The sequence below is a fragment of the Xanthomonas sp. MUS 060 genome (assembly GCF_000963215.1).
In the GTDB taxonomy this organism is placed as follows: Bacteria; Pseudomonadota; Gammaproteobacteria; order Xanthomonadales; family Xanthomonadaceae; genus Xanthomonas_A.
In genome coordinates, this window is sequence record NZ_JZIM01000010.1 from 17,094 (window position 1) to 38,266 (window position 21,173).

A 21,173-nucleotide genomic window follows, 5' to 3' on the forward strand; every position below is an offset into this window, starting at 1 on the left:
TCAGTGTGCGTGTGCATGCCCCGTCTCCTGCGTCGCTTCGCTGGCGGTCTCACGCGACACCAGCAGGGCCAATACAAAATTGAACAACACGCCCAGCGCCACGGTACTGCCGATCGCGCGCAACACCGGAATACTGGACGCAGCCAACAACGCGAACACCAGCAGCGTCATCAAGCTGCACACGATCAAGGCATGCAGGGTACGCAACTGATCGGCACGGTCATCGCCGGCGTGATCGAAGAACAGCGCGTAATCCAGCCCCAAGCCAGCGGCCAGAATCAACGCGATGAGATGGAACAGATTCAATTCGACCCCGCAGCCGCGCAAAATCGCCAGAATCAGCAACGTGGTCAGTGCCATCGGCAACAGCACCCGCGCGATGCGACGTGGCGTGCGCAGTGCGATCGCCACGGTCAGTACCAGCAACACCGCCGCCACCCCCAACGCCCCCAGCACACGCCCACGGTAAGCGGCCACCAGCGATTCGGAAGCGTCCTTGAGGTCCAGCAACTGTGCGCCGCTGCCCTGCACCACACTGGCCAGCCGCGCCGGATCGCGCAGCCCGGTCAGCGAAACCAGCGCGGTCGCGTGGTCGGAACGCTCCAGCAACAGACCGCCAACACTGGTCGCCAGCGGGGTACCACGCAAATCGTGCGGGGTGAGCGGCGTTGCGCTGCGCGCGTGCTGCAGGTCAGCCAAAAATGGAGCGAAGGCATCGACCCGGAATGGCGTGGCGGCGACCGCTGTGGCGGTAAGCGCCTGCGCCCGTGTCGGATCGGGCAAGGCTGCTTGGCGACGGCGCTGCGTCGCCACGCTCGGCAGGTAGCGGGCCGCCATGTCGTAGCCGGCGAGTTCACCCTGCGCAACCAGCGCATCCAAGCGTGGCCGCAGTCGCTCGGATGCCGCCAACGCCGCGTCCACGGACACCGCCGGCAACGCCAGCACGTAGCGCACGTCCGGCGCCCCCAGCTCCTGACGCAGATGCGCGTCGCGTGCCAGGTCCGCGGGCGGCACCGGGGTCAGCTTGGACAGATCGTTCTGCCAGAACGGCCCGGGCGCGAAGACGATGATCGCCACTGCGGCCAGCGCCAGCGCTAGCAACGACCAACGCGGCCGCGGCAATCGTGCAATGCCGCGCCACAGCCGTGCCAGCGCCGGCGAGTCGGCGTGGTCGCGCGGCGATGGATCGATCAACGCCGGCAACAACAGGCGCGTGGTCAATGCCGCCACCAGCAACCCGGCGATCGTGAACACGGCCAGTTGACGCAGCCCATCCACGCCGGAAAACAAAAAGGTGACGTAGGCGATACAGGTGGAAACCACGCCGGTGGCCAGCGTCGGCCACAGATGGCGCGCATTTTCTCGCGGATCCAGGCCCGGATCCCAGGCGCAACCACGTTGACGCTGATACCACGGCTGGCCATTTCCAGCGCCAGCGACTTACTGGCGCTGTGCAGCGCGCCCTTGGCAGCAGCATAGTTGGCCTGACCGCGATTGCCCATTACCGCCGACACCGAGGACACACTGACGATGCGTCCCCAGCGCGTGCGCGCCATCGGCAGCAACAGCGGCTGGGTGACGTGAAAGAACCCGTGCAACGAAACATCGATGACGCGATGCCATTGCTCCGCGCTCATCCCCGCCAGTGGGGCGTCATCGTGAATGCCTGCGTTATTGACCAGCACTTGGATCGGTCCGGCCTCCAGCAACGCCGCCAGCGCATCCGCACTGGCATGAGCATCGCTCACGTCGAACGCAACCGCTTCGGCGCTGCCACCGGCCGCAATGATCGCCTCCACCACTGCCGCAGCACGCACAAGACCAGCGTTGGCATGCACGATGACATGCAGACCCTGCGCGGCAAGCGTGCGGCAGATCGCACCACCGAGATCGCCGCTGCCGCCGGTGACCAGCGCGCGACGCGAAACAGCAGATGGGGACATCGAAGCTCCTCTGTGAAATGCGGACAGGACCGCCATCCTAGCGATTGACAGGCGTGCCGATGTTGCCCGAATGGCGCTTGTCCACGTCATAGGGATCGGTCGCGACCGACCATGCCTAGTCGCGGCGCCGCCACATCCGCTATGCGCTGCCCAGCATGACCGTGGCGCGGCCTTCGGCCAGCGGTTGCCCGGCGTGGACGATGCGGAAGGCGTATTGCTGACTATTCTCCATCTGCAGCAACACCTCGGCCTCGCACTCGATGGCCTGCGGCAGATCGTGCAGATCGGTGACATGCAACTGCACACCCCGCAACGCGACCAACATGCCTAGCCGCACCGGAATAGCTGGCGATATCGGCATGCTTGCGGCGGCGCGACCGAGCAGGCCACCATGCACCGCCATCGCCTGCGCACCGTATTCGCACAGATGCAGCGCGCGCAACCGCTGACCGCAGCGCAACGGATGCTCGACACTGCGATGTGCCTGACTGCGTAGCACGATCCGCTGTGCATCCCAGGTCACTACCTGCTCCCACAGGCACATCAGGCCCTGATGCGGAATCAACGCCGCGATTGTATCGCGTCCGTCCAACCCGTCAGTGTGCGTGTGCATGCCCCGTCTCCTGCGTCGCTTCGCTGGCGGTCTCACGCGACACCAGCAGGGCCAATACAAAATTGAACAACACGCCCAGCGCCACGGTACTGCCGATCGCGCGCAACACCGGAATACTGGACGCAGCCAACAACGCGAACACCAGCAGCGTCATCAAGCTGCACACGATCAAGGCATGCAGGGTACGCAACTGATCGGCACGGTCATCGCCGGCGTGATCGAAGAACAGCGCGTAATCCAGCCCCAAGCCAGCGGCCAGAATCAACGCGATGAGATGGAACAGATTCAATTCGACCCCGCAGCCGCGCAAAATCGCCAGAATCAGCAACGTGGTCAGTGCCATCGGCAACAGCACCCGCGCGATGCGACGTGGCGTGCGCAGTGCGATCGCCACGGTCAGTACCAGCAACACCGCCGCCACCCCCAACGCCCCCAGCACACGCCCACGGTAAGCGGCCACCAGCGATTCGGAAGCGTCCTTGAGGTCCAGCAACTGTGCGCCGCTGCCCTGCACCACACTGGCCAGCCGCGCCGGATCGCGCAGCCCGGTCAGCGAAACCAGCGCGGTCGCGTGGTCGGAACGCTCCAGCAACAGACCGCCAACACTGGTCGCCAGCGGGGTACCACGCAAATCGTGCGGGGTGAGCGGCGTTGCGCTGCGCGCGTGCTGCAGGTCAGCCAAAAATGGAGCGAAGGCATCGACCCGGAATGGCGTGGCGGCGACCGCTGTGGCGGTAAGCGCCTGCGCCCGTGTCGGATCGGGCAAGGCTGCTTGGCGACGGCGCTGCGTCGCCACGCTCGGCAGGTAGCGGGCCGCCATGTCGTAGCCGGCGAGTTCACCCTGCGCAACCAGCGCATCCAAGCGTGGCCGCAGTCGCTCGGATGCCGCCAACGCCGCGTCCACGGACACCGCCGGCAACGCCAGCACGTAGCGCACGTCCGGCGCCCCCAGCTCCTGACGCAGATGCGCGTCGCGTGCCAGGTCCGCGGGCGGCACCGGGGTCAGCTTGGACAGATCGTTCTGCCAGAACGGCCCGGGCGCGAAGACGATGATCGCCACTGCGGCCAGCGCCAGCGCTAGCAACGACCAACGCGGCCGCGGCAATCGTGCAATGCCGCGCCACAGCCGTGCCAGCGCCGGCGAGTCGGCGTGGTCGCGCGGCGATGGATCGATCAACGCCGGCAACAACAGGCGCGTGGTCAATGCCGCCACCAGCAACCCGGCGATCGTGAACACGGCCAGTTGACGCAGCCCATCCACGCCGGAAAACAAAAAGGTGACGTAGGCGATACAGGTGGAAACCACGCCGGTGGCCAGCGTCGGCCACAGATGGCGCGCATTTTCTCGCGGATCCAGGCCCGGACGCTGATGGCTGAACAAGTGGATCGGATAGTCCTGCACCACACCGATCAAGGTGAAGCCGAACGCCACGGTGATGCCATGCACGCCATCGAACAGCAACGCCACCGCAGCCAACCCGGCCAACCCGGCACTGGCCAACGGCAGCACGCCCAACACCGGAATCTTCCAACTGCGGTAGGCGACCAGCAACAACACGATCAGGCCCACGGTATCCAGGGTACCGATCCACTGTGCCTCGGTCTGAGTACGCCCGCCGATCTCCACCGAAAATGCACCGGGGCCGGTGAGGGTCAAACGACTGGTACTGCCTGCGGCGACCTTGGCGAACGCGCGATGGATCGCATCCACCGCCTGCTGCTGGCCGGTGGGATCGAAACCGGCGGCGTGGGTTTGCGCCACTAGCAGCGCTTGCTTGCCGGTGCGATCGAACCACACGCCGTCGCGTGGCTGCGGAGCGCCGGCCGGCTGCAACGACTCGGCCAGATGCAGCACTTCCATCGTCGGGTCACGCGGCAGCAGCGGCTCGACCATGCTCGCCGCTGGCGAGCCCAAGTCTTGCAGCCGCGCCTGCAGCGCATCGGCCAGGGTCTGCGCATCCAGGGGCTTGGCATCGAAGCTGTCGCTGAGCAGATAACGATACGGCAGCAGGCGCTCTGGGATCGCGTCCAAACCAGCATCGGCACCATTGGCGACCAATTCGAACACGTCGCGCTGCGCGGCCAATTGCGCACGCAACGCCTGCGACTGTCGCGCCAATGTGGCCGGCTCGGCCCCCGACAGCGACATCAGCAATAGTCGCGAACCGGGACCTTCGCCAAGTTCGTCCAGCAGCAGTTTCTGTGCGGGGGTACGGGCTTCCGGCATGAATTTGCGCAGATCTCCCGACAGCTGCAAGGCATTGCCCAGCCACATGCCCGCCACGGTCAGCAACGCCAGCCACAGCAGGGCCAGCGCGATCCGCATCTTCGAACCCAGCGCGCGCGTCATCGCCGCTCCCCCATCGTCGCCCTGCGCAGAGGTGGCATCAGCTCGCCTCGCCGTGGCACAGCGCGGTCAGCGCGGCGGTCTCGGCGATGTCGGTGGCGGCGTGGGCCGCGCCGGCCAGCAGGGTGCGCTGCACCTCGCCCCTGGCCGGGGTCGTTTCGATGCAGCGCAACTCCGCGCCGCGACCGTACAAGCGCAGGCTGCGCACGCGCGCGGCCAGCGCCGCTTGCCTGGGTTGCAACTGCAATTGCCAGTGCTCGCGCGTGCCGGCACTGCTCAAGGTGTACTGCTGCTGCAATTGTGCGCGCTCACCCGACAGCAACGCACCGAAGCCGCTCTGCAATCCGGCCAGTTCGGGAACCCGTGCCAGCGAAAAACGCTTGGGTGGTTTGCCGTCGCGCTCCAAGATGGCCTCACCGCCGCGCAGGGTGGTGATCTCGTGGTAAGGCGCGGTGACCTCGCGCACCAGCGTCTGCGCGTCGGGACGGCGGTATTCGCCCTGCACCCGCAACGGCGCCTTCAGCAGCGTCGAACCGCGCAATTCCACGAACGCGGTGCTGACCGGTACCGGCCGCACCAGTTGCTGCAGAATCCAATCCGGGTCCAGCGGCTCAGGCGACGCGGCGCATAGCGGTGCGGCGCTGCACAGCAGTATCAGCATCGATAACAAGGTGCGACGCATCGGCATGGGGGTCGTTCCAGAAATCGTAGAAGTTGAACCAGTTGTAGGGCGCCGAGCGGGTGTAATGTTCCAGCCTGACGGCGTAATCGCGGATGAGCCCGGCCAGCGCCGGCGCGCGTTGACGACGCGGCAGGTCCAGGCACTCGCTGAAGGTCTCGAACACCAACTCGTAGCGGTTGCCGCCACGGTACAAGCCGAAGGCCAACACCACCGGCACCTTCAGCGCGGCGGCGATCAGCCACGGCGAGGTTGGGAACCGCGCCTGCTCGCCGAGGAAGGCAACCGGCAGGGCGGGGTCCTGCGGCTGCGGGCGATCCACCAGCAATGCAATCAGCGCTCCCTCGTCGGCCGCCTGCTTGATCGCCATGACCACCGCGGTACTGTCCATGCCGGCATCGATGATGTTGGCCGCCAGTGACGGATTCAGCGCGGCCAGCAACCCCGTCAGCGCCGGATTGTGCGCCTTGTCCAACACCACCTTGACCTGCAGGTCCGGGGCTCGGGTGGCCAACACCCGCAACGCGTCGAAGCTGCCCAGGTGCGAGCCGAAGATCAGTACACCGCGACCGCGGTCCATCTGCACACGCAGTTGCTCCAGGCCACGGATCTGGATCCGGAAGCGGTGCATCTGCCCGCACAGCATGAACACGCGATCGAGAATGGTGGCGGCGAAGGTATGAATGTGCCGGGCCACCTCCAACAAGGTGGCCGGACGACCGAAAACGCGGCCCAGGTAACCTCGCGAATCGCGGCGTTCGTGGCCACGCACCAGCAGAAAATACAGGGTGATCGGATACAGCAATGCACGCCCGATGCTGCGACCGCCATAACGGGCGATGCTACGGATCAACCACAATGCAAAGTGACCACCGCCTTCCGGACGCTGTTTCCAGACGACGCTCACGCCACGGCCTCCGCGCTCAATTCGCCGCTGACCAGCACCTCATCGCCACACAGCACGCGGAAACGCCAACGCGGCGCGACGCCGTCCAGTTCCACCCGCGCCGTCTGACCTGGCAGCAGCGGCTGCAGAAACTTCACTTGCGGCAAGCGCAGCGGCGCGCGGGCACCGTGCACGGCCTCGACGGCCTGCAGCACGTGATCCAGCACCACAACGCCCGGCACCACCGGACGACCGGGGAAATGCCCCGGCAGACTGGGATGATTATGCGGGACGACAAAATACATACGAGCGATTCATATTCTGGGTTCGAGCATGGCGCGCACGGACTGGTGCGCCCGCTGGGTCAACATCCGCCGGGTCAGCGGGCCATTATCGCCCTGGACCCGGATCGGCGCACCGATCCGCACCCGGATGATTCCGGGCCTGACACGAAACAGGCTGTCCGGCGGCAACACCTTGCCGGCTCCATCCAATGCCACCGGGATCACGTCCACGCCAGCGTCGATGGCGGCCTGCAGCAACCCGGCTTTGAACTCGGCCAGTTCTCCGCTGCGGCTACGTGTACCCTCCGGGAACAAACACAAGTCTTCGCCACGACGCAGCAATGCCGCAGCCTCGCGGCGCACGATCGCCCCGGCGTGGCGGCTGTTACGGTCCAAGAACAACATGCCGGTGTAGCGCGCATACCAATTCACGAACGGCACCTTGAGCATCTCGTCCTTGAGCAGGAATCGCAACGGGACAGGCAAGGCCATGAACAACGCGCAGATGTCGATAATCGACTGATGGTTGCTGACGAACAGGTGATTGCGCGACCAGTCCACCCGCTCCCGGCCCTCCACCTGCAGGCGCACCCCGGCACCGAACAACAGCCCGGGCGCCCAGATCCGCGCGGCCATGCGCAGCGGCAGGCGTGGCCCGGTGAGCGCTCGCAGTGCCAACGCAAGCAGGATTCCCAGCGCCGTATAGACCATGGTGAATAGCAATTGCAGCGCGTTCCACACCGCGCAGGCCATGCGCAACGGCATCCTTGTATGGGGCATCTTCCGTTGTTCCTTGATAATCCGACCCCTCTGGCATCCACGGTGATGCGTGCCTCGGCGCAACAGGTCGCGCCAAAAAACCGGCCCCCAATCACGCCAACCGGTGCAGGAGAGCGGACAGGTTACGGTAGGGACGCTGCGGAAACCAGCGTCCACGCAACAGGGACTCCTCGACCCGGAGCACGGTCAGCCGGCGCGTGTAGCGCCGCTGTTCGGGGCTGATTGGCATGGTCGCGCCGTTAACAGCACCTCGACGATGCGGGTAATCACCGGTGTGCACCCGCGCCGCCGGCTGCGACCGAAGAACCCGACGACCCAGGCGGCCGGCAACACCAGCGATATGCTGAGCAACAAAAACGCATTGGGCGAGCGCCACAGCGGCACCAAGACCGCGATTGAACCATCCCCAGCCACCACGGCCAAAACCGACACCGCCGCATCCGCTCCAACAGCAGCAATCAAAGCAGGACCACGTCGGCAGGCAGCGCCAAATGCGTGCGGTGCACCGCATTGGAATGGGCAAGCGCGGGGTACAGCCGCGCCGATAACACGCCTAACGCAGCACCCAGGACCTAACGGGTTGGATCAGTTGATCTTGTTCGCTTGGACATGCGCCGACAGGGCGCGCAACGAGGCAAAGATGCGGCGGTTCTCGTCGTTATCCGAGCGTAACTGGAAGCCATAGTGCTTGCTGATCGCCAACGCCAACTCCAGGGCGTCGATCGAGTCCAGCCCCAAACCGGTGTTGAACAGTGCCGCCTCCGGATCGATATCGCCGGGCTGCACGTCCTCCAGGTTCAGGCTCTCGACCAGCAGCTCGGCCAGTTCACGTTCGGCGGGGGTTTGCGAAGACATCCTAGGCTTCCGGACTTAAAGAGGGTGGCACAAGATGGTGCATCGGACGCGATGACGCAACCATGCCAACGCAAGCGACGCGCTATTATGCACGTCGCTTCACTGCTCCGCTGGAGATTCTTTCAGGATGGAACCCCGCATTCATTCACGCACAAGCGCCGCAGCACCACCGACCATCGTCGACACGCCCGACGTGTTGGTCATCGGGGGCGGGCCGGCAGGCTGCGCCGTGGCCATCGCGCTGGCACAACAGGGTTGGCAGGTGACGGTGTTGGAAAAAGACCGTCATCCACGTTTCCACATCGGCGAATCGCTACTGCCAATGAACATGCCGATCCTGCAGCGGCTGGGAGTACTGGAGCAGGTCCGCGCCATCGGTGTGCTCAAACTCGGCGCGGATTTTCCGAACGATGCGGGCGGCTACAACACCTTTCGCTTTGCCCATGCGCTCAACGCTCAATCCGACTATGCCTTCCAGGTGCCGCGCGCCGATTTCGACCGGATCCTGGCCGAGCGGGTCCGCGCCGTCGGCGCGACCCTGCACGAGGGTACCGGGGTCGAGACGGTGCAACTGGACGGCGACAGGCCGGTGGTACAGGCGCGCAGCGCCGAGGAGGGCCTGCGCCACTACCGCCCACGCTACCTGATCGACGCCAGCGGTCGCGATACCTTCCTGGGCAACAAGCTCAAACTCAAACGCGCCAATGCGCGGCACGCCTCGGCGGCGCTGTTCAGCCATTTCCGCGGGGTAACGCGGCGTCCGGGCGAGGATGCCGGCAACATCAGCATCTACCGCCACGCCCACGGTTGGATGTGGCTGATCCCACTGCCCGACGGCGTGATGAGCGTCGGCGCAGTCTGCGATCCGTCGTACATGAAGACCCGCCAGGGCGACAGCGAGGGTTTGTTGATGCGAACCCTGGCATTGAACCCGGACGTCGCCGCCCGCATGATCGACGCGCAGCGCATCGCGCCGGTGCATGCCACCGGCAACTACGCCTACGAATGCACGCGGATGAGCGGGCCACGCTGGCTGATGCTGGGCGACGCCTATACGTTCGTGGACCCGATGTTTTCCTCCGGCGTCTACCTGGCGATGCACAGCGCCGAACGCGGCGCTGCAATGGTCGATGCAGCGCTGCGCGACCCAGCCAGCGAGGCACGGTTGCAGCGAGGCCTGGAAAAACACCTGCGCGGCGGCCTGGATCAGTTCAAATGGTTCATCTACCGCTTCACCTCGCCCACCATGCGCGAGCTATTCGCACAGCCACGCAACGTGCTGCAAGTCGAGCAGGCGGTCTTGGCGATGCTGGCCGGCGACGTGTTCGACAACCGCGCGGCGCTGCGTCGCCTGCGCGTGTTCCGCATCATCTACACCATCTCCGCCCTGGCGATGTTGCCACGGGCCTGGAGCGCCTGGCGGCATCGCCGCCGTCAGGCGCGCGAAGAGTTTCATGGCGACACGCTACATCGAGAACCATCATGAACCCGCGATATCCGCAATTCCAAGAGCACGCACAACACCACCCGCAACTGCAGGTGGAATACGTCGCTGAAACCGATCCGAGCCAAGTGCTGGGCGAGGACAACGTGTTGGCCGTGTTCGGCTTCGGCGAGACGGCGCCGCATCACGACGATCCGCGCTACCTACGGGTGCCGTTGCAGCCGTACGGCCCGCGCATGCTCGAAATCTGGCGCACGGACGCACCGGTGCGCAGCGGCCGCGATGGTGCCATTGCCTGGGCCAGCGATGGCCGGCTGCAGTTCGCCGCCATCGAGATCGACGAGCGCACACTGGATCTGGAGATCGAAGAAGCAGCAGCCCAGGCCTATGCACAGATCAGCGCCTTCGTTGCCAAAAGCGCCACGCCCTGTCTGCTGCGCATCTGGAACCATCTGGACGCGATCACCCTGGGGAGCGGCGATCGTGAGCGTTACCGCCGTTTCTGCGTCGGCCGTGCCCGTGGTCTAGGCGACTTCGATGCCAGCCGACTGCCAGCAGCGACCGCCGTCGGTCGCTGCGACGACGCTCCCGTGATGCAGATCTATTGGCTGGCGGCGGCACGGGCGGGCACGCCGCTGGAAAATCCGCGCCAGGTCAGTGCCTACCATTACCCGCGACAATACGGCCCACAGTCACCGAGCTTCGCCCGCGCGATGCTGCCACCGGCCGGGAGCGATATGCCGCTGTTGCTGTCAGGCACCGCCAGCGTGGTCGGCCACGCGTCGATGCACCGCGGACAATTGCTGGCGCAATTGGAAGAAACCTTCGCCAATTTCGACGCCTTGCTGGGCGCCGCACGCACCCACGTGCCGGAGCTGCCGGCGCAGTTCGGCGACGGTACCCGGTTGAAGGTCTACGTCCGCGAAAAAACCGACCTGCCGTTGGTCGCCGCGGCGCTCGATGCCCGTTTCGGCGAGCGGATCCCGCGCCTGTTGCTCCATGCGGTGATCTGCCGCGACGAACTGGCGGTGGAGATCGACGGCGTGCATGGCTGATCCTGGCGCGGCAACGCGCCGGATGTCCATTGACTGAAGTGCGACATCGCTATCTCACTGCACGCCCCGCCAGCAGCGCGTCGAAGCGCTGCTGACCTGATCCGCTCAACCCTCGCGCACGCCCGCCAGCAATGCCAGCATGCGCTCGCGCGGCAGCTTGCCGGTTTCGTTGCGCGGCAACGCGTCGAGCAGGCGCAGGCGGCGCGGCAGGAACAGCGGATCCAGTTCGCGGCGCAATGCGTCCAGGATCGCGTCTTCATTCAATGTGGGTGCGACCACCACCGCCGCGATGCGGCCCACCGCCTGTCCCGGCTCCGGGTCCAGTTGCAGCATCGCACCGTCCAGCACGCCAGGCAGCGCGAGCAGGCGGCGGGTCAGGTCGGCCAAGGACGCGCGCTTGCCCCCGATCTCCAGCAGATCGGCCTGGCGTCCGCGCACTTGGAAACGCCCGTCGGCATCGACCTCCATCAAGTCGGCCAGCAACACTGGCTGGGCCAGATGCGGCGCATGAACCAGGGTGCCGTCCGGCTGTGGCACCACCCGCACGCCCGGTAACGGCGTCCATGACACCTCTTGCACGGTACGCCGGCTGGCGAAGATGCAGGTTTCGGTGGAGCCGAACATCTCGCGCACTTCGCCACCGAAACGCGCCTGCGCCGCCTCCGCCAATTCCTGCGCCAGCGGCGCGGTCGCCGAGACGATGCCGGCCAACGGCGGCAGCGCGACACCGGATTCGACCAGGGCGCGCAGATGCACCGGCGTGGTCACCAGCAAACGCGGCACCGGCAACTGGGCCAAGGCACGGGCCACGTCCTCGGGAAAGAACGGCCGGGCGGCATGCACCGCCAGCGGCGTCACCAGCGGCAGCAGCACCGACAACTCCATGCCATACATGTGCTGCGGCGGCACCGTCGCCACCACCTGCGGCACCGCGTCGGCGGGCCACAAGCCCGCCAACGCCAGTAGATCCTGGCGGGTGCTGGTCAGAAAGCTACCCCAGGTCTTGGGATTGGGTTGAGGCGCGCCGGTGCTGCCGGAAGTGAAGCCGATCGCCACCAGCGCATCCTCGGCCAATTGCGGCATCGGTCCATCCAGCGTTGGCAGCGGCACCGGCAACTGCCAATAGCCCGGCGGCGCGTCGACCATGGACAGATCGCCCAGGCAATAACAATCGGGATGACTACGATGTACTTCGGCGACCACCGCCGGAGCCCGCGAGGACGGTAGCAGCGAGATCTGTCCACGTAACGCCACGGCACAGAACGCCACCATGAACTGGTAACGGTCCTCGCACAGATTCAGCGCATAGCGACCGTCCGGCAACAGTGCGGCCAGACCGCGCACATGACCGAGAAAGGTCGCTAGATCGATCTGTTCGCCATGGGTATAGGCCAGCGGGCGCTGCGCATCGCCGACGGCGAGGGGATGCAGCGGGACGGAAACGGGGTGGATGCAGGAAACAGCAGACATGCGTGGTGGCGGCTCGGACGGGACAATCTCCCGCAACGCACGCGGGGGACTCCTAGCTTGGCCGGCGACGCTGGACCTGGCAAGCCAGTCGGCGCGGCAGCGAGCGGCGCCCACCCCAGTGTCATTCAGCGACTGCTACGCTTACCGTTTGCTGTTTGTTCGGAACCCCGATGCGCCATCTGGCCCTGAGTGCTGTTGTATTGCTATCCCTGTCCTGCTCACCGTCATTGGTTGCGGCTCAGGATGTGACCACGCTGACCATCGAACAAACGATGGCGGATCCGGACTGGATCGGGCCATCTGTCGAGGACGCCTGGTGGGCCTGGGACGGGCGCCAAGTGCAATACAAACTCAAGCGCAACGGCAGCCCGGTGCGCGACACCTACCGCCAGGGGATCGACGGCAGTCCCGCGCAGCGGATCGAGGATACGCAACGCAGCACACTGGATGCGGCCAACCCAGTCTACGACGCAGCCCACCAACGCATGCTGTTCGTGCGCAATGGCGATGTCTTCCTGCGCGATCTGCGCAGCGGCGCGCTGACCCAGCTGACCCGCAGCAATCAAGCGGCCGCACGGCCGCAGTTCACCAGCGACGGCGGCGCACTGTGGCGGGTCGGCAACGACTGGTACCGCTGGAATCCCGGCAGCGGCATCGCGCAGGCGGCGCTACTCAAGGCCGAGCGCGATCCCGATACCGCACCCAAATTAGACACGCTGCGTGCGCAGCAACTGCGTACATTGGAGACACTGGCTCGTGATCGCGCGCAGCGCGAGTTGCTGCGTCAACAAGAGCAGGCTTGGCGGCGTGCCGATGGCAGCCGCGCGCCGGCACCGGTGTATCTGGGCGAGGACGTCGTCATCGACGACAGCGCGCTATCGCCGGACGCTCGCCATCTACTGGCGGTGACCCACGCCAGGGGTGCCGACGAAGGTCGCGAAGGCAAGATGCCCAGGTATGTGACCGAGTCGGGTTACGAAGAATTCCAGGAAGTGCGCACGCGCGTCGGTCGCAACCCACCGCTGGCGCAGAGCCTGTGGCTGGTCGATATCGCTGCGGGCAGCGCACGCAAACTCGACTTCGCCATCCTGCCCGGCATCCACAACGATCCACTGGCCGCACTACGCAAGGCGGCCAAGCAGGAACCGCTGCATGGGCCGCGCGCGGTCCGGGTGGAGACCGACGGCGATGGCAGCGGCGCGGCGATGCACTGGAGCGAGGATGGCCGCAACGTCGCGGTGATGTTGCGCGCGGTGGACAACAAGGACCGTTGGATCGCCAGCGTCGACCTGGACAAGGCCGTGCTGCAGCCACGCCACCGGCTCACCGACCCGGCCTGGATCAACTGGAACTTCAACGATTTCGGCTGGATGCCAGACAACCAAACGCTGTGGCTGCTATCGGAACAATCCGGTCATGCGCACCTGTACACCCAGCGTGGCGCCGATAAACCGCGCCAACGCACCTCCGGCAAATGGGAAGTGTCCGCGCCGGTGGTCAGCGCCGATGGCCAGGGCTTCTTGTTCCTGTGCAACCGCAAGTGGCCAGGCGACTACGAGGTGTGCAAGCTGGATCTGCGCGACGATAGCGTTGTCGAGCTGACCTCACTGGAAGGTGTCGAGGACTTCGCACTATCGCCAGACGGCCACCAGCTACTGGTGCACTACTCCGGCCCCTACCTGCCGCCGCAACTGGCGGTGCTGCCGGTCAGCGGCGGCAGCGCGCGCGTGCTGACCGATACCCGCAGCGCCGCATTCAAGGCACGTGCATGGATCCAGCCGCAATTCGTGCAGATACCGTCCACGCATGGCGCCGGCACGATCTGGGGCAAGTACTACGGCCCGCCGCATCCCGAGCCCGGCAAGCATTATCCGGTAGTGATGTTCGTGCACGGCGCCGGCTACCTGCAGAATGTCTCGGCACACTACACCTCGTATTTTCGCGAGCAGATGTTCCACAACCTGCTGGTGCACAAGGGCTACATCGTGCTCGACCTGGATTACCGCGCCAGCGCCGGCTACGGCCGCGACTGGCGCACCGCGATCTACCGCAACATGGGGCATCCGGAACTAGAGGACTATCTGGACGGCCTGGATTGGCTGGTCGCCACCAAGCAAGGCGACCGTCACCGCGCCGGCATTTACGGCGGCTCCTACGGCGGCTTCATGACTTACATGGCGCTGTTCCGTCGCCCCGGCACGTTCAAGGCCGGCGCCGCGCTGCGCCCGGTGGCCGACTGGAGCCAGTACAACCACGAATACAGCGCCGACATCCTCAACACGCCCGATCTGGATCCACAGGCCTACCGCACCTCTTCGGCGATCGAGTACGCAAGTGGACTGCGCGATCACCTGTTGATCGCCCACGGCATGGTCGATGACAACGTGTTTTTCAAGGACTCGATCGACATGACCCAGAAGCTGATCGAACTGCACAAGGACAATTGGGAGATCGCACCGTATCCGCTGGAGCGACATGGCTTTACCCGCGCCGATTCCTGGCTGGACGAATACAAGCGGATCCTGAAATTGTTCGAGCAGGAACTGAAGTAGGCGATGCGTCTGTCGCGGTCGCGGCGTGGTGACGCCGATGACCGCGCCGCCCCGTCTGCGATGGCAAGCGATGACGACCATCGGAGCATGTGCCGTGTTTGCGCATGACGCACACGCGCACGCCACTTGCACCTGTGCAAGCAGGCTCTATCTTTGCCGATGCGTGGCAGCACGCCAGACCTGCACCCAACCGAGGGATCGCCCATGTCACCACCACCGCTGCCCGCCGCAGAACACCAGATGATCGATGCGATGGGCAAGTTCGCACTCTTGCTTGGCGTGCTGTCGCTGCTGTTGGCACTGGTACCGGCACTGACGCTGATGGTGCTACCCGAGGGCAACATCGAAACAATACTGCAGCCGTTTAGACTACCGTTGCCGCCGTGGCTGCACTGGTGCATGGCCCATGCGAGCGCACTGTCCTGGCTAACGGCAGCGCTAGCGCTGGGGTTATGTGCGACCTCATGGGCCTTGTTACAACGGCGCGAATGGGCCCGGCGCGTATTCGTGGCATTCCTGGTCGTCACCGCCGTGGCTAATTTCGCGGTATTGCCGCTGCTGTGGCAGTTGTTCGACATGCTGCAAGCATGGGCGCCGCAACACGGCTTGGATGCGCAAATGCAGCAGCAGTTGCACTCCGGCGGCATCACCATCATCTTCGGCGCACTGCTCACCGCGCTGGTTTTCGCCGTTCTGCATGGCTGGCTGGCGTACCAGCTCTCGCGCCCAGCGCTGCGCAGCAGCTTCCGCCGCTGAGCAGCACCACGCACACACGGACAGCGTTCACCCGGATTGGCGCGACGCAGCGCCGGCTGAATCCAATGCGTACTCGGCAACGGACCGCGCATCATCACGCACACGCCCAGGCGGCAAACTTCTAGAATAGGGACATGCAAACCTTCGACCGTGTCCGCGACTATCTCACTGGTCTGCAAGACCGTATCTGTGCCGCCGTCGAGGCTGCCGACGGCCAGGCCCGTTTCGCCGAAGACGTGTGGCAACGCACCGAGGGCGGTGGCGGCCGCACCCGCATTCTGCGCGATGGCGCGGTATTCGAGCAGGCCGGGGTCGGCTTCTCCGACGTGTCCGGCACGCGCCTGCCCCCCTCGGCCAGCGCCAACCGCCCGGAACTGGCCGGCGCTTCCTGGCGCGCGGTCGGGGTGTCGCTGGTGTTCCATCCACTCAGTCCATATATCCCCACCACCCACACCAACGTGCGTTACTTCGAGGCCGAGCGCGAGGGGACGACCGTCGCCTGGTGGTTCGGTGGCGGTTTCGACCTGACGCCTTACTACCCGTTCGACGAAGACGCGCGCCACTGGCACCAGACCGCGCACGATTTATGTGCGCCATTCGGCGCCGAGCGGTACCCCGCGCATAAGCGCTGGTGCGACGAGTATTTTTATCTCAAACACCGCAACGAAACGCGCGGCGTCGGCGGTCTGTTCTTCGACGATCTGCATGCCGATTTCGAACGCGATTTCGCCTACCAACGCGCGGTGGGCGATGGTTTTCTGGATGCCTATCTGCCGATTGTGGCGCGCCGCCGCGCCCTGCCCTGGGGCGAGCGCGAGCGCGAGTTTCAGCTCTATCGGCGCGGGCGCTACGTGGAATTCAATCTGGTCTACGACCGCGGCACCCTATTCGGCCTGCAAAGTGGCGGCCGCAGCGAGAGCATCTTGATGAGCCTGCCGCCACGAGTGCGCTGGGAATACGGCTTCCAGCCGGAACCAGGCAGTCCCGAAGCGCGTCTGGCCGAGTATCTGGTGCCACGGGACTGGCTGGCCTGAGCACGCCACGGCGCGCCAAAGCGCGCATGGCGCTCTCGGCGGTGTGACACACGCGCATCTAGGCGTTTGTCGCCGACCATCGACCGCATAGCGATGCGAAAAGTTGCGGCCGCAACTCAACGCATTTCAGGCCCAATGGCTGCGCGCTTTCATCGCCGGAGGCATCGCTGCGCATGACCACAGGTGCGGCCTGCAGGGAGCGCGCATCGTGGCAGCGCGCAGGCATCGTCGCGCTGAACGATGGATCTATCAACTCGAACACAGCGACACGGTAGTCCCTATCCCCTCACTTGCTGGCGGTCGCGGGAGCATGGAGGACATCAAGGCCTAAATAGAAAGGCCCCGCAGACCAAGGGGGGAGGTCGGCGGGGCCAGGGAAAGGAGACTTGGGGAGGAGTCTCCGTTCCTAGATCTGCTCCAGGGGATGGGAGAAGATCCGCGACAAGCGTTGCGCTTGTCGAGGGTTATGAAACCACTTTCCACCTTTCTCATTCGTGAAAATTCTGGTTAAAATTTCGTCATGTTTAGGATGGATTCATTCCAAAATATTCACGCGGAAAACAGCATAAATTCCGCATTCTCTGCACACAGCAGCTGACTGCAGGACGTCGTCGCAGGCCACCGCATTGCGGGTTCCGTAGCTTAATGCGCCTCGTCCCAGTTATCGCCCACACCGCTGTCCACGATCAGCGGCACTTTCAACTCTGCCGCTGCGGTCATGCGCCGAGTCACCTCGGGCAACATTATCTCGATAAAGTCAGCGTCGACTTCGAATACCAGTTCGTCGTGCACCTGCAGAATCATCAGCGCGCGCGCGCGGTGATCCTGCAACCACGTGTCCACACTGACCATGGCGCGCTTGATGATGTCCGCAGCGGTGCCCTGCATCGGCGCGTTGATCGCGGCGCGCTCGGCACCGGCACGCAAGCCTTGCTGTTTGGCGTTGATGTCGTTCAGGTACAGACGGCGACCGAACAGGGTCTCCACGTAGCCCTGCGTGCGCGCCTGCTCGCGCATGCGCTCCATGAAGTCGCGCACCGCCGGGTAGCGGCTGAAGTACAGCGCCACGTAGTCTTGCGCCTCGCCACGGCCGATGCCGAGGTTGCGCGCCAGGCCGAACGCGCTCATGCCGTACATCAGGCCGAAATTGATCGCCTTGGCGGCGCGGCGCTCGTTGGCGCTGACCTGCTCCACCGTGCGCCCGAATACCTCGGCAGCGGTGGCGCGATGCACGTCCACACCTTGACTGAAAGCGCGTAACAGGCCCGGATCCTCGGACAGATGCGCCATGATCCGCAACTCGATCTGCGAGTAATCGCAGGCAATCAGCTTGCGGCCAGGCGGAGCGACGAAGGCGCGACGGATGCGGCGGCCATCCTCGGTGCGGATCGGGATGTTCTGTAGATTCGGATCGGAAGAGGACAGCCGCCCGGTCGCGGCACCAGCTTGGTGGTAGCTGGTGTGTACGCGCCCGGTCTCGGGGTTGACCATCTCCGGCAGTTTGTCGGTGTAAGTGCTGCGTAGCTTGGCCAGGCCGCGATATTCCAGGATCACCCGCGGCAGTTCGTGCTGGTCGGCAATGGCCTCCAGCGCTTCTTCGTTGGTGCTGGGCTGGCCCTTGGGGGTTTTCAACAGGGCGGGCAGCTTCAGTTCGTCGAACAACACCGCCTGTAACTGTTTGGGCGAATCCAGATTGAAACTCCGCCCAGCCAACCCGGTGGCTTTCTGTTGCGCGGTCAGCATGCGCTGGCTCAACACCTGGCTCTGCTTGCGCAACTCGGCGACATCCACGCACACGCCGTTGGCCTCGATGCGGGCCAACACCGGTACCAGTGGCATTTCGATCTCGCGGTACACCCGCGCCAGTGCCGGCTCGGCCTCCAATTGCGCAGACAGCGCACGGTGCAGGCGCAAGGTGATATCGGCGTCTTCGGCGGCATAGCTCGTGGCATCGTCGATGGCCACCTGCGAAAACGCGATCTGCTTTGCGCCCTTGCCGGCCACGTCCTCGTACTTGATCGTGTCGTAACCCAGGTAGCGCTTGGCCAACGAGTCCATGTCGTGGCGGCTGGCGGTGGAGTTGAGCACGAAACTCTCCAGCATGGTGTCGTCGGCATACCCGCGCACCTGCACGCCGTGGCGACGCAGCACATGCAAGTCGTACTTGCCGTGCTGGCCGACCTTGCGCTTGGCCGGATCTTCCAACAGCGGTGCGAGCGCCGCGAGCACCTGCGCGCGGTCCAACTGCGCCGGCACACCTGGATAGTCGTGGCCCAAGGGCAGGTAGTCGGCATGGCCGGGTTCGATGGAGAAACTGAGTCCGACCAGGTTGGCGCGCATCGCGTCCAGCGCATCGGTCTCGGTGTCGAAGGCGAAGCTGTCGGCGGCGCGCAAGCGTGCCAGCAACGCGTCGAACTGCTCGGTGGTGGTGATTGCGGCGTAGTGGCCCTGCGCGGCCAACGCCGGGTCCAGCGCCGCATCGGGCACGGCGGCGGCACGGGCATAGCCAGCCGCGGTACCGCGCAGACTGGGACTGGCCTCGCTGGCGACGTGCGGCGCCGCCACGCCACCGTCCAGATCACGCAGCGCCTGGGTGAAGCCGTAGCGCTGGTACAAGCCGCGCAACTGCTCCGGCTCCGGCTCACGCAGGCCCAGCGTGCGCGGGCCGCCGGGCAGCACCACATCGGTCTTGATCGTAACCAGATCGCGGTTGAGCGGCAGCCGCCCCAGCGCCGCGCGCAGGTTGTCGCCGATCTTGCCCTTGATCGCATCGGCGTTGGCGATCACCGCGTCCAGCGAGCCGTAGTCGGCCAGCCACTTGGCGGCGGTCTTGGGTCCGCACTTCTCCACGCCGGGCACGTTGTCGATGGTGTCGCCCATCAGCGCCAGCAGATCGACGATCTGGCAGGGCAACACACCGAACTTTTCCATCACCGCCGCATCCGAATCCATGCGGCTGCCGCTCATGGTGTTGACCAACTGCACCCCGGGACGCACCAACTGGGCGAAATCCTTGTCGCCAGTGGAGATGGTCACGTCCAGGCCATCGCCCACGCCTTGCAGGGCCAAGGTGCCGATCACATCGTCAGCCTCCACGCCGCTCTCGCGCAACATGGTGATGCCGAGTGCGTGCACGATCTGGCACATCGGCTCGACCTGCGCACGCAGCTCCTCGGGCATCGGTGGGCGGTTGGCCTTGTACTGCGGGTACAGCGCGTCGCGGAAGGTCTTGCCCGGCGCATCCACCACGAAGGCGACGTACTCGGGACGCTCCTTCAGCGTGGCGCGCAGCATGTTGACCACACCGAACAATGCGCCAGTGGGTTCACCGGCGGCATTGGTCAGGGGCGGGAGCGCGTGGAACGCGCGATACAGGTAGCTGGACCCGTCGATCAGGACTAATCGGCTCATTGGCCAATTCTACGCTGCCGCCCTGCGCGCACCGAATACGGTCGCACAGCGCATAATCGGCCACCATCCCCTGCCCGTGGAGAACGTTGCGATGAAAGCCCTGATCCTGACCCCGCTGTTGCTACTGGCCGGCTGCGCCTCCACCGGCACTGGCCCGGACGGCGCGCCGATGGACATGCGCGGCGCGCAAGTGACCCAACACAAGATGGAAAACGGCGACACCGTGGACGAGTACCGCATGGGCGGCCAGTTGCGCATGGTCAAGGTGACCCCGGCGCGCGGCCCGGCCTACTACCTGTACGACCGCAACGGCGACGGCCACATGGACGGCAACAAGGAGAACGTCTCGCCGGTGTACTGGAAGCTGTACAGCTGGTGACGCGTTGACGCCCCGCTGCGCCGATTGGCGCAGCGCACGGCGACTCAGCGAATCACCAGCACCGGCACCTTGCTGTTGGCCAACACTTCCGCCGTCTGGCTGCCAAGCAATATCCGACTCATGCCGCGACGGCCATGCGAGGTCATCACGATCAGGTCGCTGGCACAGGTGATCGCCATGTCGATGATCCCCTCGGCCGCATAACGGTCGAGCAGGTGGCGGCCATGTGCGCTCACCCCGGCGAGCGCAGCCGCGGCCAGCGCTGGTGCCAGAATCGCCTGCGCGCCGGCCTCGCGGTCGCGACGGTATTCGGGGCTGGCCTCATAGCCCACGCCCCAGCCCATGGCATCGTACATGCCCATGGCCCATGGTTCGGACACCGTGAGGATATCCACCTGCGCACCGAGCTTGGCGGCCAGCGCCAGCCCATGCTGCAAGCCTTTGTTGGACAACTCGGAACCATCGATGGCAATCAGGATGCGCTGGTACATGGTGTGCTCCGGTGGCGCCATCAACGGCGACAACAGCAGCATTGCACACCCGCTGTGGACTGCACGCCTTGAACCAAGTCGAGTTCAGTCGCGATGCGGGTTCAGCCGACGCATCGGCTTGCCAAGTCCTTGCATCCCGGGCGACATGCCGCGCACACCTGCACCGCCAACCCGATCGCGACATCCGCGTCGCG

Annotated in this window: 16 protein-coding genes and 3 pseudogenes; 6 read left to right on the forward strand and 13 right to left on the reverse strand. The window is 65.3% G+C overall.

Translation table 11 applies throughout. The features are described 5' to 3' along the window. The 10 genes and pseudogenes from XANALMUS060_RS10745 to xanC all read right to left on the reverse strand — a co-directional run. Positions 1-1,380: pseudogene (locus XANALMUS060_RS10745) on the reverse strand (hypothetical protein); the annotation flags it as partial. Next, a pseudogene (locus XANALMUS060_RS10750) lies at positions 1,380-1,943 on the reverse strand (SDR family NAD(P)-dependent oxidoreductase); the annotation flags it as partial. The pseudogenes XANALMUS060_RS10745 and XANALMUS060_RS10750, both read right to left, overlap by 1 nt. A gap of 139 nt (positions 1,944-2,082) precedes the next feature. After that, a complete protein-coding gene (locus tag XANALMUS060_RS10755; protein WP_045738402.1) occupies positions 2,083-2,535 on the reverse strand; it encodes a phosphotransferase in 453 nt (150 codons plus the stop codon). A gap of 4 nt (positions 2,536-2,539) precedes the next feature. Beyond that, positions 2,540-4,906, reverse strand: a complete 2,367-nt coding sequence (locus XANALMUS060_RS10760) for an MMPL family transporter (protein WP_045738403.1) — start codon at positions 4,904-4,906, stop codon at positions 2,540-2,542. Between the two features lie 37 nt (positions 4,907-4,943). After that, complete coding sequence (locus tag XANALMUS060_RS10765) at positions 4,944-5,591, reverse strand: LolA-related protein (RefSeq protein ID WP_045738404.1); 648 nt, start codon at positions 5,589-5,591, stop codon at positions 4,944-4,946. Beyond that, positions 5,515-6,489 carry an acyltransferase gene (locus XANALMUS060_RS10770; protein WP_045738405.1) on the reverse strand — a complete coding sequence of 325 codons (975 nt, stop codon included), beginning with the start codon at positions 6,487-6,489 and terminating at the stop codon, positions 5,515-5,517. Before XANALMUS060_RS10770 ends, XANALMUS060_RS10765 begins: the two co-directional genes overlap by 77 nt. Beyond that, a complete protein-coding gene (locus tag XANALMUS060_RS10775; RefSeq protein ID WP_045738406.1) occupies positions 6,486-6,773 on the reverse strand; it encodes a dehydratase in 288 nt (95 codons plus the stop codon). Before XANALMUS060_RS10775 ends, XANALMUS060_RS10770 begins: the two co-directional genes overlap by 4 nt. A 9-nt stretch (positions 6,774-6,782) precedes the next feature. Then, positions 6,783-7,532, reverse strand: coding sequence for a lysophospholipid acyltransferase family protein (locus tag XANALMUS060_RS10780; protein ID WP_045738407.1), 750 nt, complete (start codon positions 7,530-7,532; stop codon positions 6,783-6,785). A 91-nt stretch (positions 7,533-7,623) separates the two neighbouring features. Next, positions 7,624-8,101 (reverse strand): annotated as a pseudogene (locus tag XANALMUS060_RS23035) (hypothetical protein). 16 nt (positions 8,102-8,117) lie between these two features. After that, the gene (gene xanC / locus XANALMUS060_RS10790) at positions 8,118-8,387 is read right to left on the reverse strand and encodes a xanthomonadin biosynthesis acyl carrier protein XanC (RefSeq protein ID WP_045738408.1); all 270 of its coding nucleotides are present in this window, start codon (positions 8,385-8,387) and stop codon (positions 8,118-8,120) included. 127 nt (positions 8,388-8,514) lie between these two features. On the opposite strand from xanC, the gene XANALMUS060_RS10795 reads away from it, so the two are divergent. Then, on the forward strand, positions 8,515-9,873 hold the full coding sequence (locus tag XANALMUS060_RS10795) for an NAD(P)/FAD-dependent oxidoreductase (protein WP_152640473.1): 1,359 nt from the start codon (positions 8,515-8,517) through the stop codon (positions 9,871-9,873). Then, on the forward strand, positions 9,870-10,886 hold the full coding sequence (locus XANALMUS060_RS10800) for a pteridine-dependent deoxygenase (RefSeq protein WP_045738409.1): 1,017 nt from the start codon (positions 9,870-9,872) through the stop codon (positions 10,884-10,886). Before XANALMUS060_RS10795 ends, XANALMUS060_RS10800 begins: the two co-directional genes overlap by 4 nt. Positions 10,887-10,991: 105 nt before the next feature. Here the strand turns inward: XANALMUS060_RS10800 and XANALMUS060_RS10805 are convergent, their stop codons facing one another. Further along, positions 10,992-12,356, reverse strand: coding sequence for an AMP-binding protein (locus tag XANALMUS060_RS10805; RefSeq protein ID WP_045738410.1), 1,365 nt, complete (start codon positions 12,354-12,356; stop codon positions 10,992-10,994). A 170-nt stretch (positions 12,357-12,526) separates the two neighbouring features. On the opposite strand from XANALMUS060_RS10805, the gene XANALMUS060_RS10810 reads away from it, so the two are divergent. From XANALMUS060_RS10810 to hemF, 3 genes are all read left to right on the forward strand, one after another. Further along, a complete protein-coding gene (locus XANALMUS060_RS10810; RefSeq protein ID WP_045738411.1) occupies positions 12,527-14,908 on the forward strand; it encodes a S9 family peptidase in 2,382 nt (793 codons plus the stop codon). Positions 14,909-15,112: 204 nt separating this feature from the next. Further along, positions 15,113-15,664 carry a hypothetical protein gene (locus XANALMUS060_RS10815; protein WP_045738455.1) on the forward strand — a complete coding sequence of 184 codons (552 nt, stop codon included), beginning with the start codon at positions 15,113-15,115 and terminating at the stop codon, positions 15,662-15,664. Between the two features lie 134 nt (positions 15,665-15,798). After that, positions 15,799-16,698 carry an oxygen-dependent coproporphyrinogen oxidase gene (hemF, locus tag XANALMUS060_RS10820; RefSeq protein ID WP_045738412.1) on the forward strand — a complete coding sequence of 300 codons (900 nt, stop codon included), beginning with the start codon at positions 15,799-15,801 and terminating at the stop codon, positions 16,696-16,698. A gap of 642 nt (positions 16,699-17,340) precedes the next feature. Here the strand turns inward: hemF and polA are convergent. Beyond that, a complete protein-coding gene (gene polA / locus XANALMUS060_RS10825; RefSeq protein WP_045738413.1) occupies positions 17,341-20,109 on the reverse strand; it encodes a DNA polymerase I in 2,769 nt (922 codons plus the stop codon). Positions 20,110-20,200: 91 nt separating this feature from the next. Between polA and XANALMUS060_RS10830 the strand changes: the two genes are divergently transcribed. After that, positions 20,201-20,488, forward strand: a complete 288-nt coding sequence (locus tag XANALMUS060_RS10830; protein ID WP_045738414.1) for a DUF2782 domain-containing protein — start codon at positions 20,201-20,203, stop codon at positions 20,486-20,488. Between the two features lie 44 nt (positions 20,489-20,532). Here the strand turns inward: XANALMUS060_RS10830 and XANALMUS060_RS10835 are convergent, their stop codons facing one another. After that, positions 20,533-20,979 (reverse strand): universal stress protein, encoded by a 447-nt coding sequence (locus XANALMUS060_RS10835; RefSeq protein WP_045738456.1) that lies wholly within the window; start codon positions 20,977-20,979, stop codon positions 20,533-20,535. Positions 20,980-21,173: the final 194 nt, after the last annotated feature.

Coding starts and splice junctions, on each gene's coding strand:
- hemF (WP_045738412.1), top strand. CDS start 15,799: ATGCAAACCTTCGACCGTGTCCGCGACTATCTCACTGGTCTGCAAGAC.
- xanC (WP_045738408.1), bottom strand. CDS start 8,387: ATGTCTTCGCAAACCCCCGCCGAACGTGAACTGGCCGAGCTGCTGGTC.
- XANALMUS060_RS10800 (WP_045738409.1), top strand. CDS start 9,870: ATGAACCCGCGATATCCGCAATTCCAAGAGCACGCACAACACCACCCG.
- XANALMUS060_RS10805 (WP_045738410.1), bottom strand. CDS start 12,356: ATGTCTGCTGTTTCCTGCATCCACCCCGTTTCCGTCCCGCTGCATCCC.
- XANALMUS060_RS10765 (WP_045738404.1), bottom strand. CDS start 5,591: ATGCCGATGCGTCGCACCTTGTTATCGATGCTGATACTGCTGTGCAGC.
- XANALMUS060_RS10795 (WP_152640473.1), top strand. CDS start 8,515: ATGGAACCCCGCATTCATTCACGCACAAGCGCCGCAGCACCACCGACC.
- XANALMUS060_RS10830 (WP_045738414.1), top strand. CDS start 20,201: ATGAAAGCCCTGATCCTGACCCCGCTGTTGCTACTGGCCGGCTGCGCC.
- XANALMUS060_RS10775 (WP_045738406.1), bottom strand. CDS start 6,773: ATGTATTTTGTCGTCCCGCATAATCATCCCAGTCTGCCGGGGCATTTC.
- XANALMUS060_RS10815 (WP_045738455.1), top strand. CDS start 15,113: ATGTCACCACCACCGCTGCCCGCCGCAGAACACCAGATGATCGATGCG.
- XANALMUS060_RS10835 (WP_045738456.1), bottom strand. CDS start 20,979: ATGTACCAGCGCATCCTGATTGCCATCGATGGTTCCGAGTTGTCCAAC.
- polA (WP_045738413.1), bottom strand. CDS start 20,109: ATGAGCCGATTAGTCCTGATCGACGGGTCCAGCTACCTGTATCGCGCG.
- XANALMUS060_RS10780 (WP_045738407.1), bottom strand. CDS start 7,532: ATGCCCCATACAAGGATGCCGTTGCGCATGGCCTGCGCGGTGTGGAAC.
- XANALMUS060_RS10810 (WP_045738411.1), top strand. CDS start 12,527: ATGCGCCATCTGGCCCTGAGTGCTGTTGTATTGCTATCCCTGTCCTGC.
- XANALMUS060_RS10760 (WP_045738403.1), bottom strand. CDS start 4,906: ATGACGCGCGCGCTGGGTTCGAAGATGCGGATCGCGCTGGCCCTGCTG.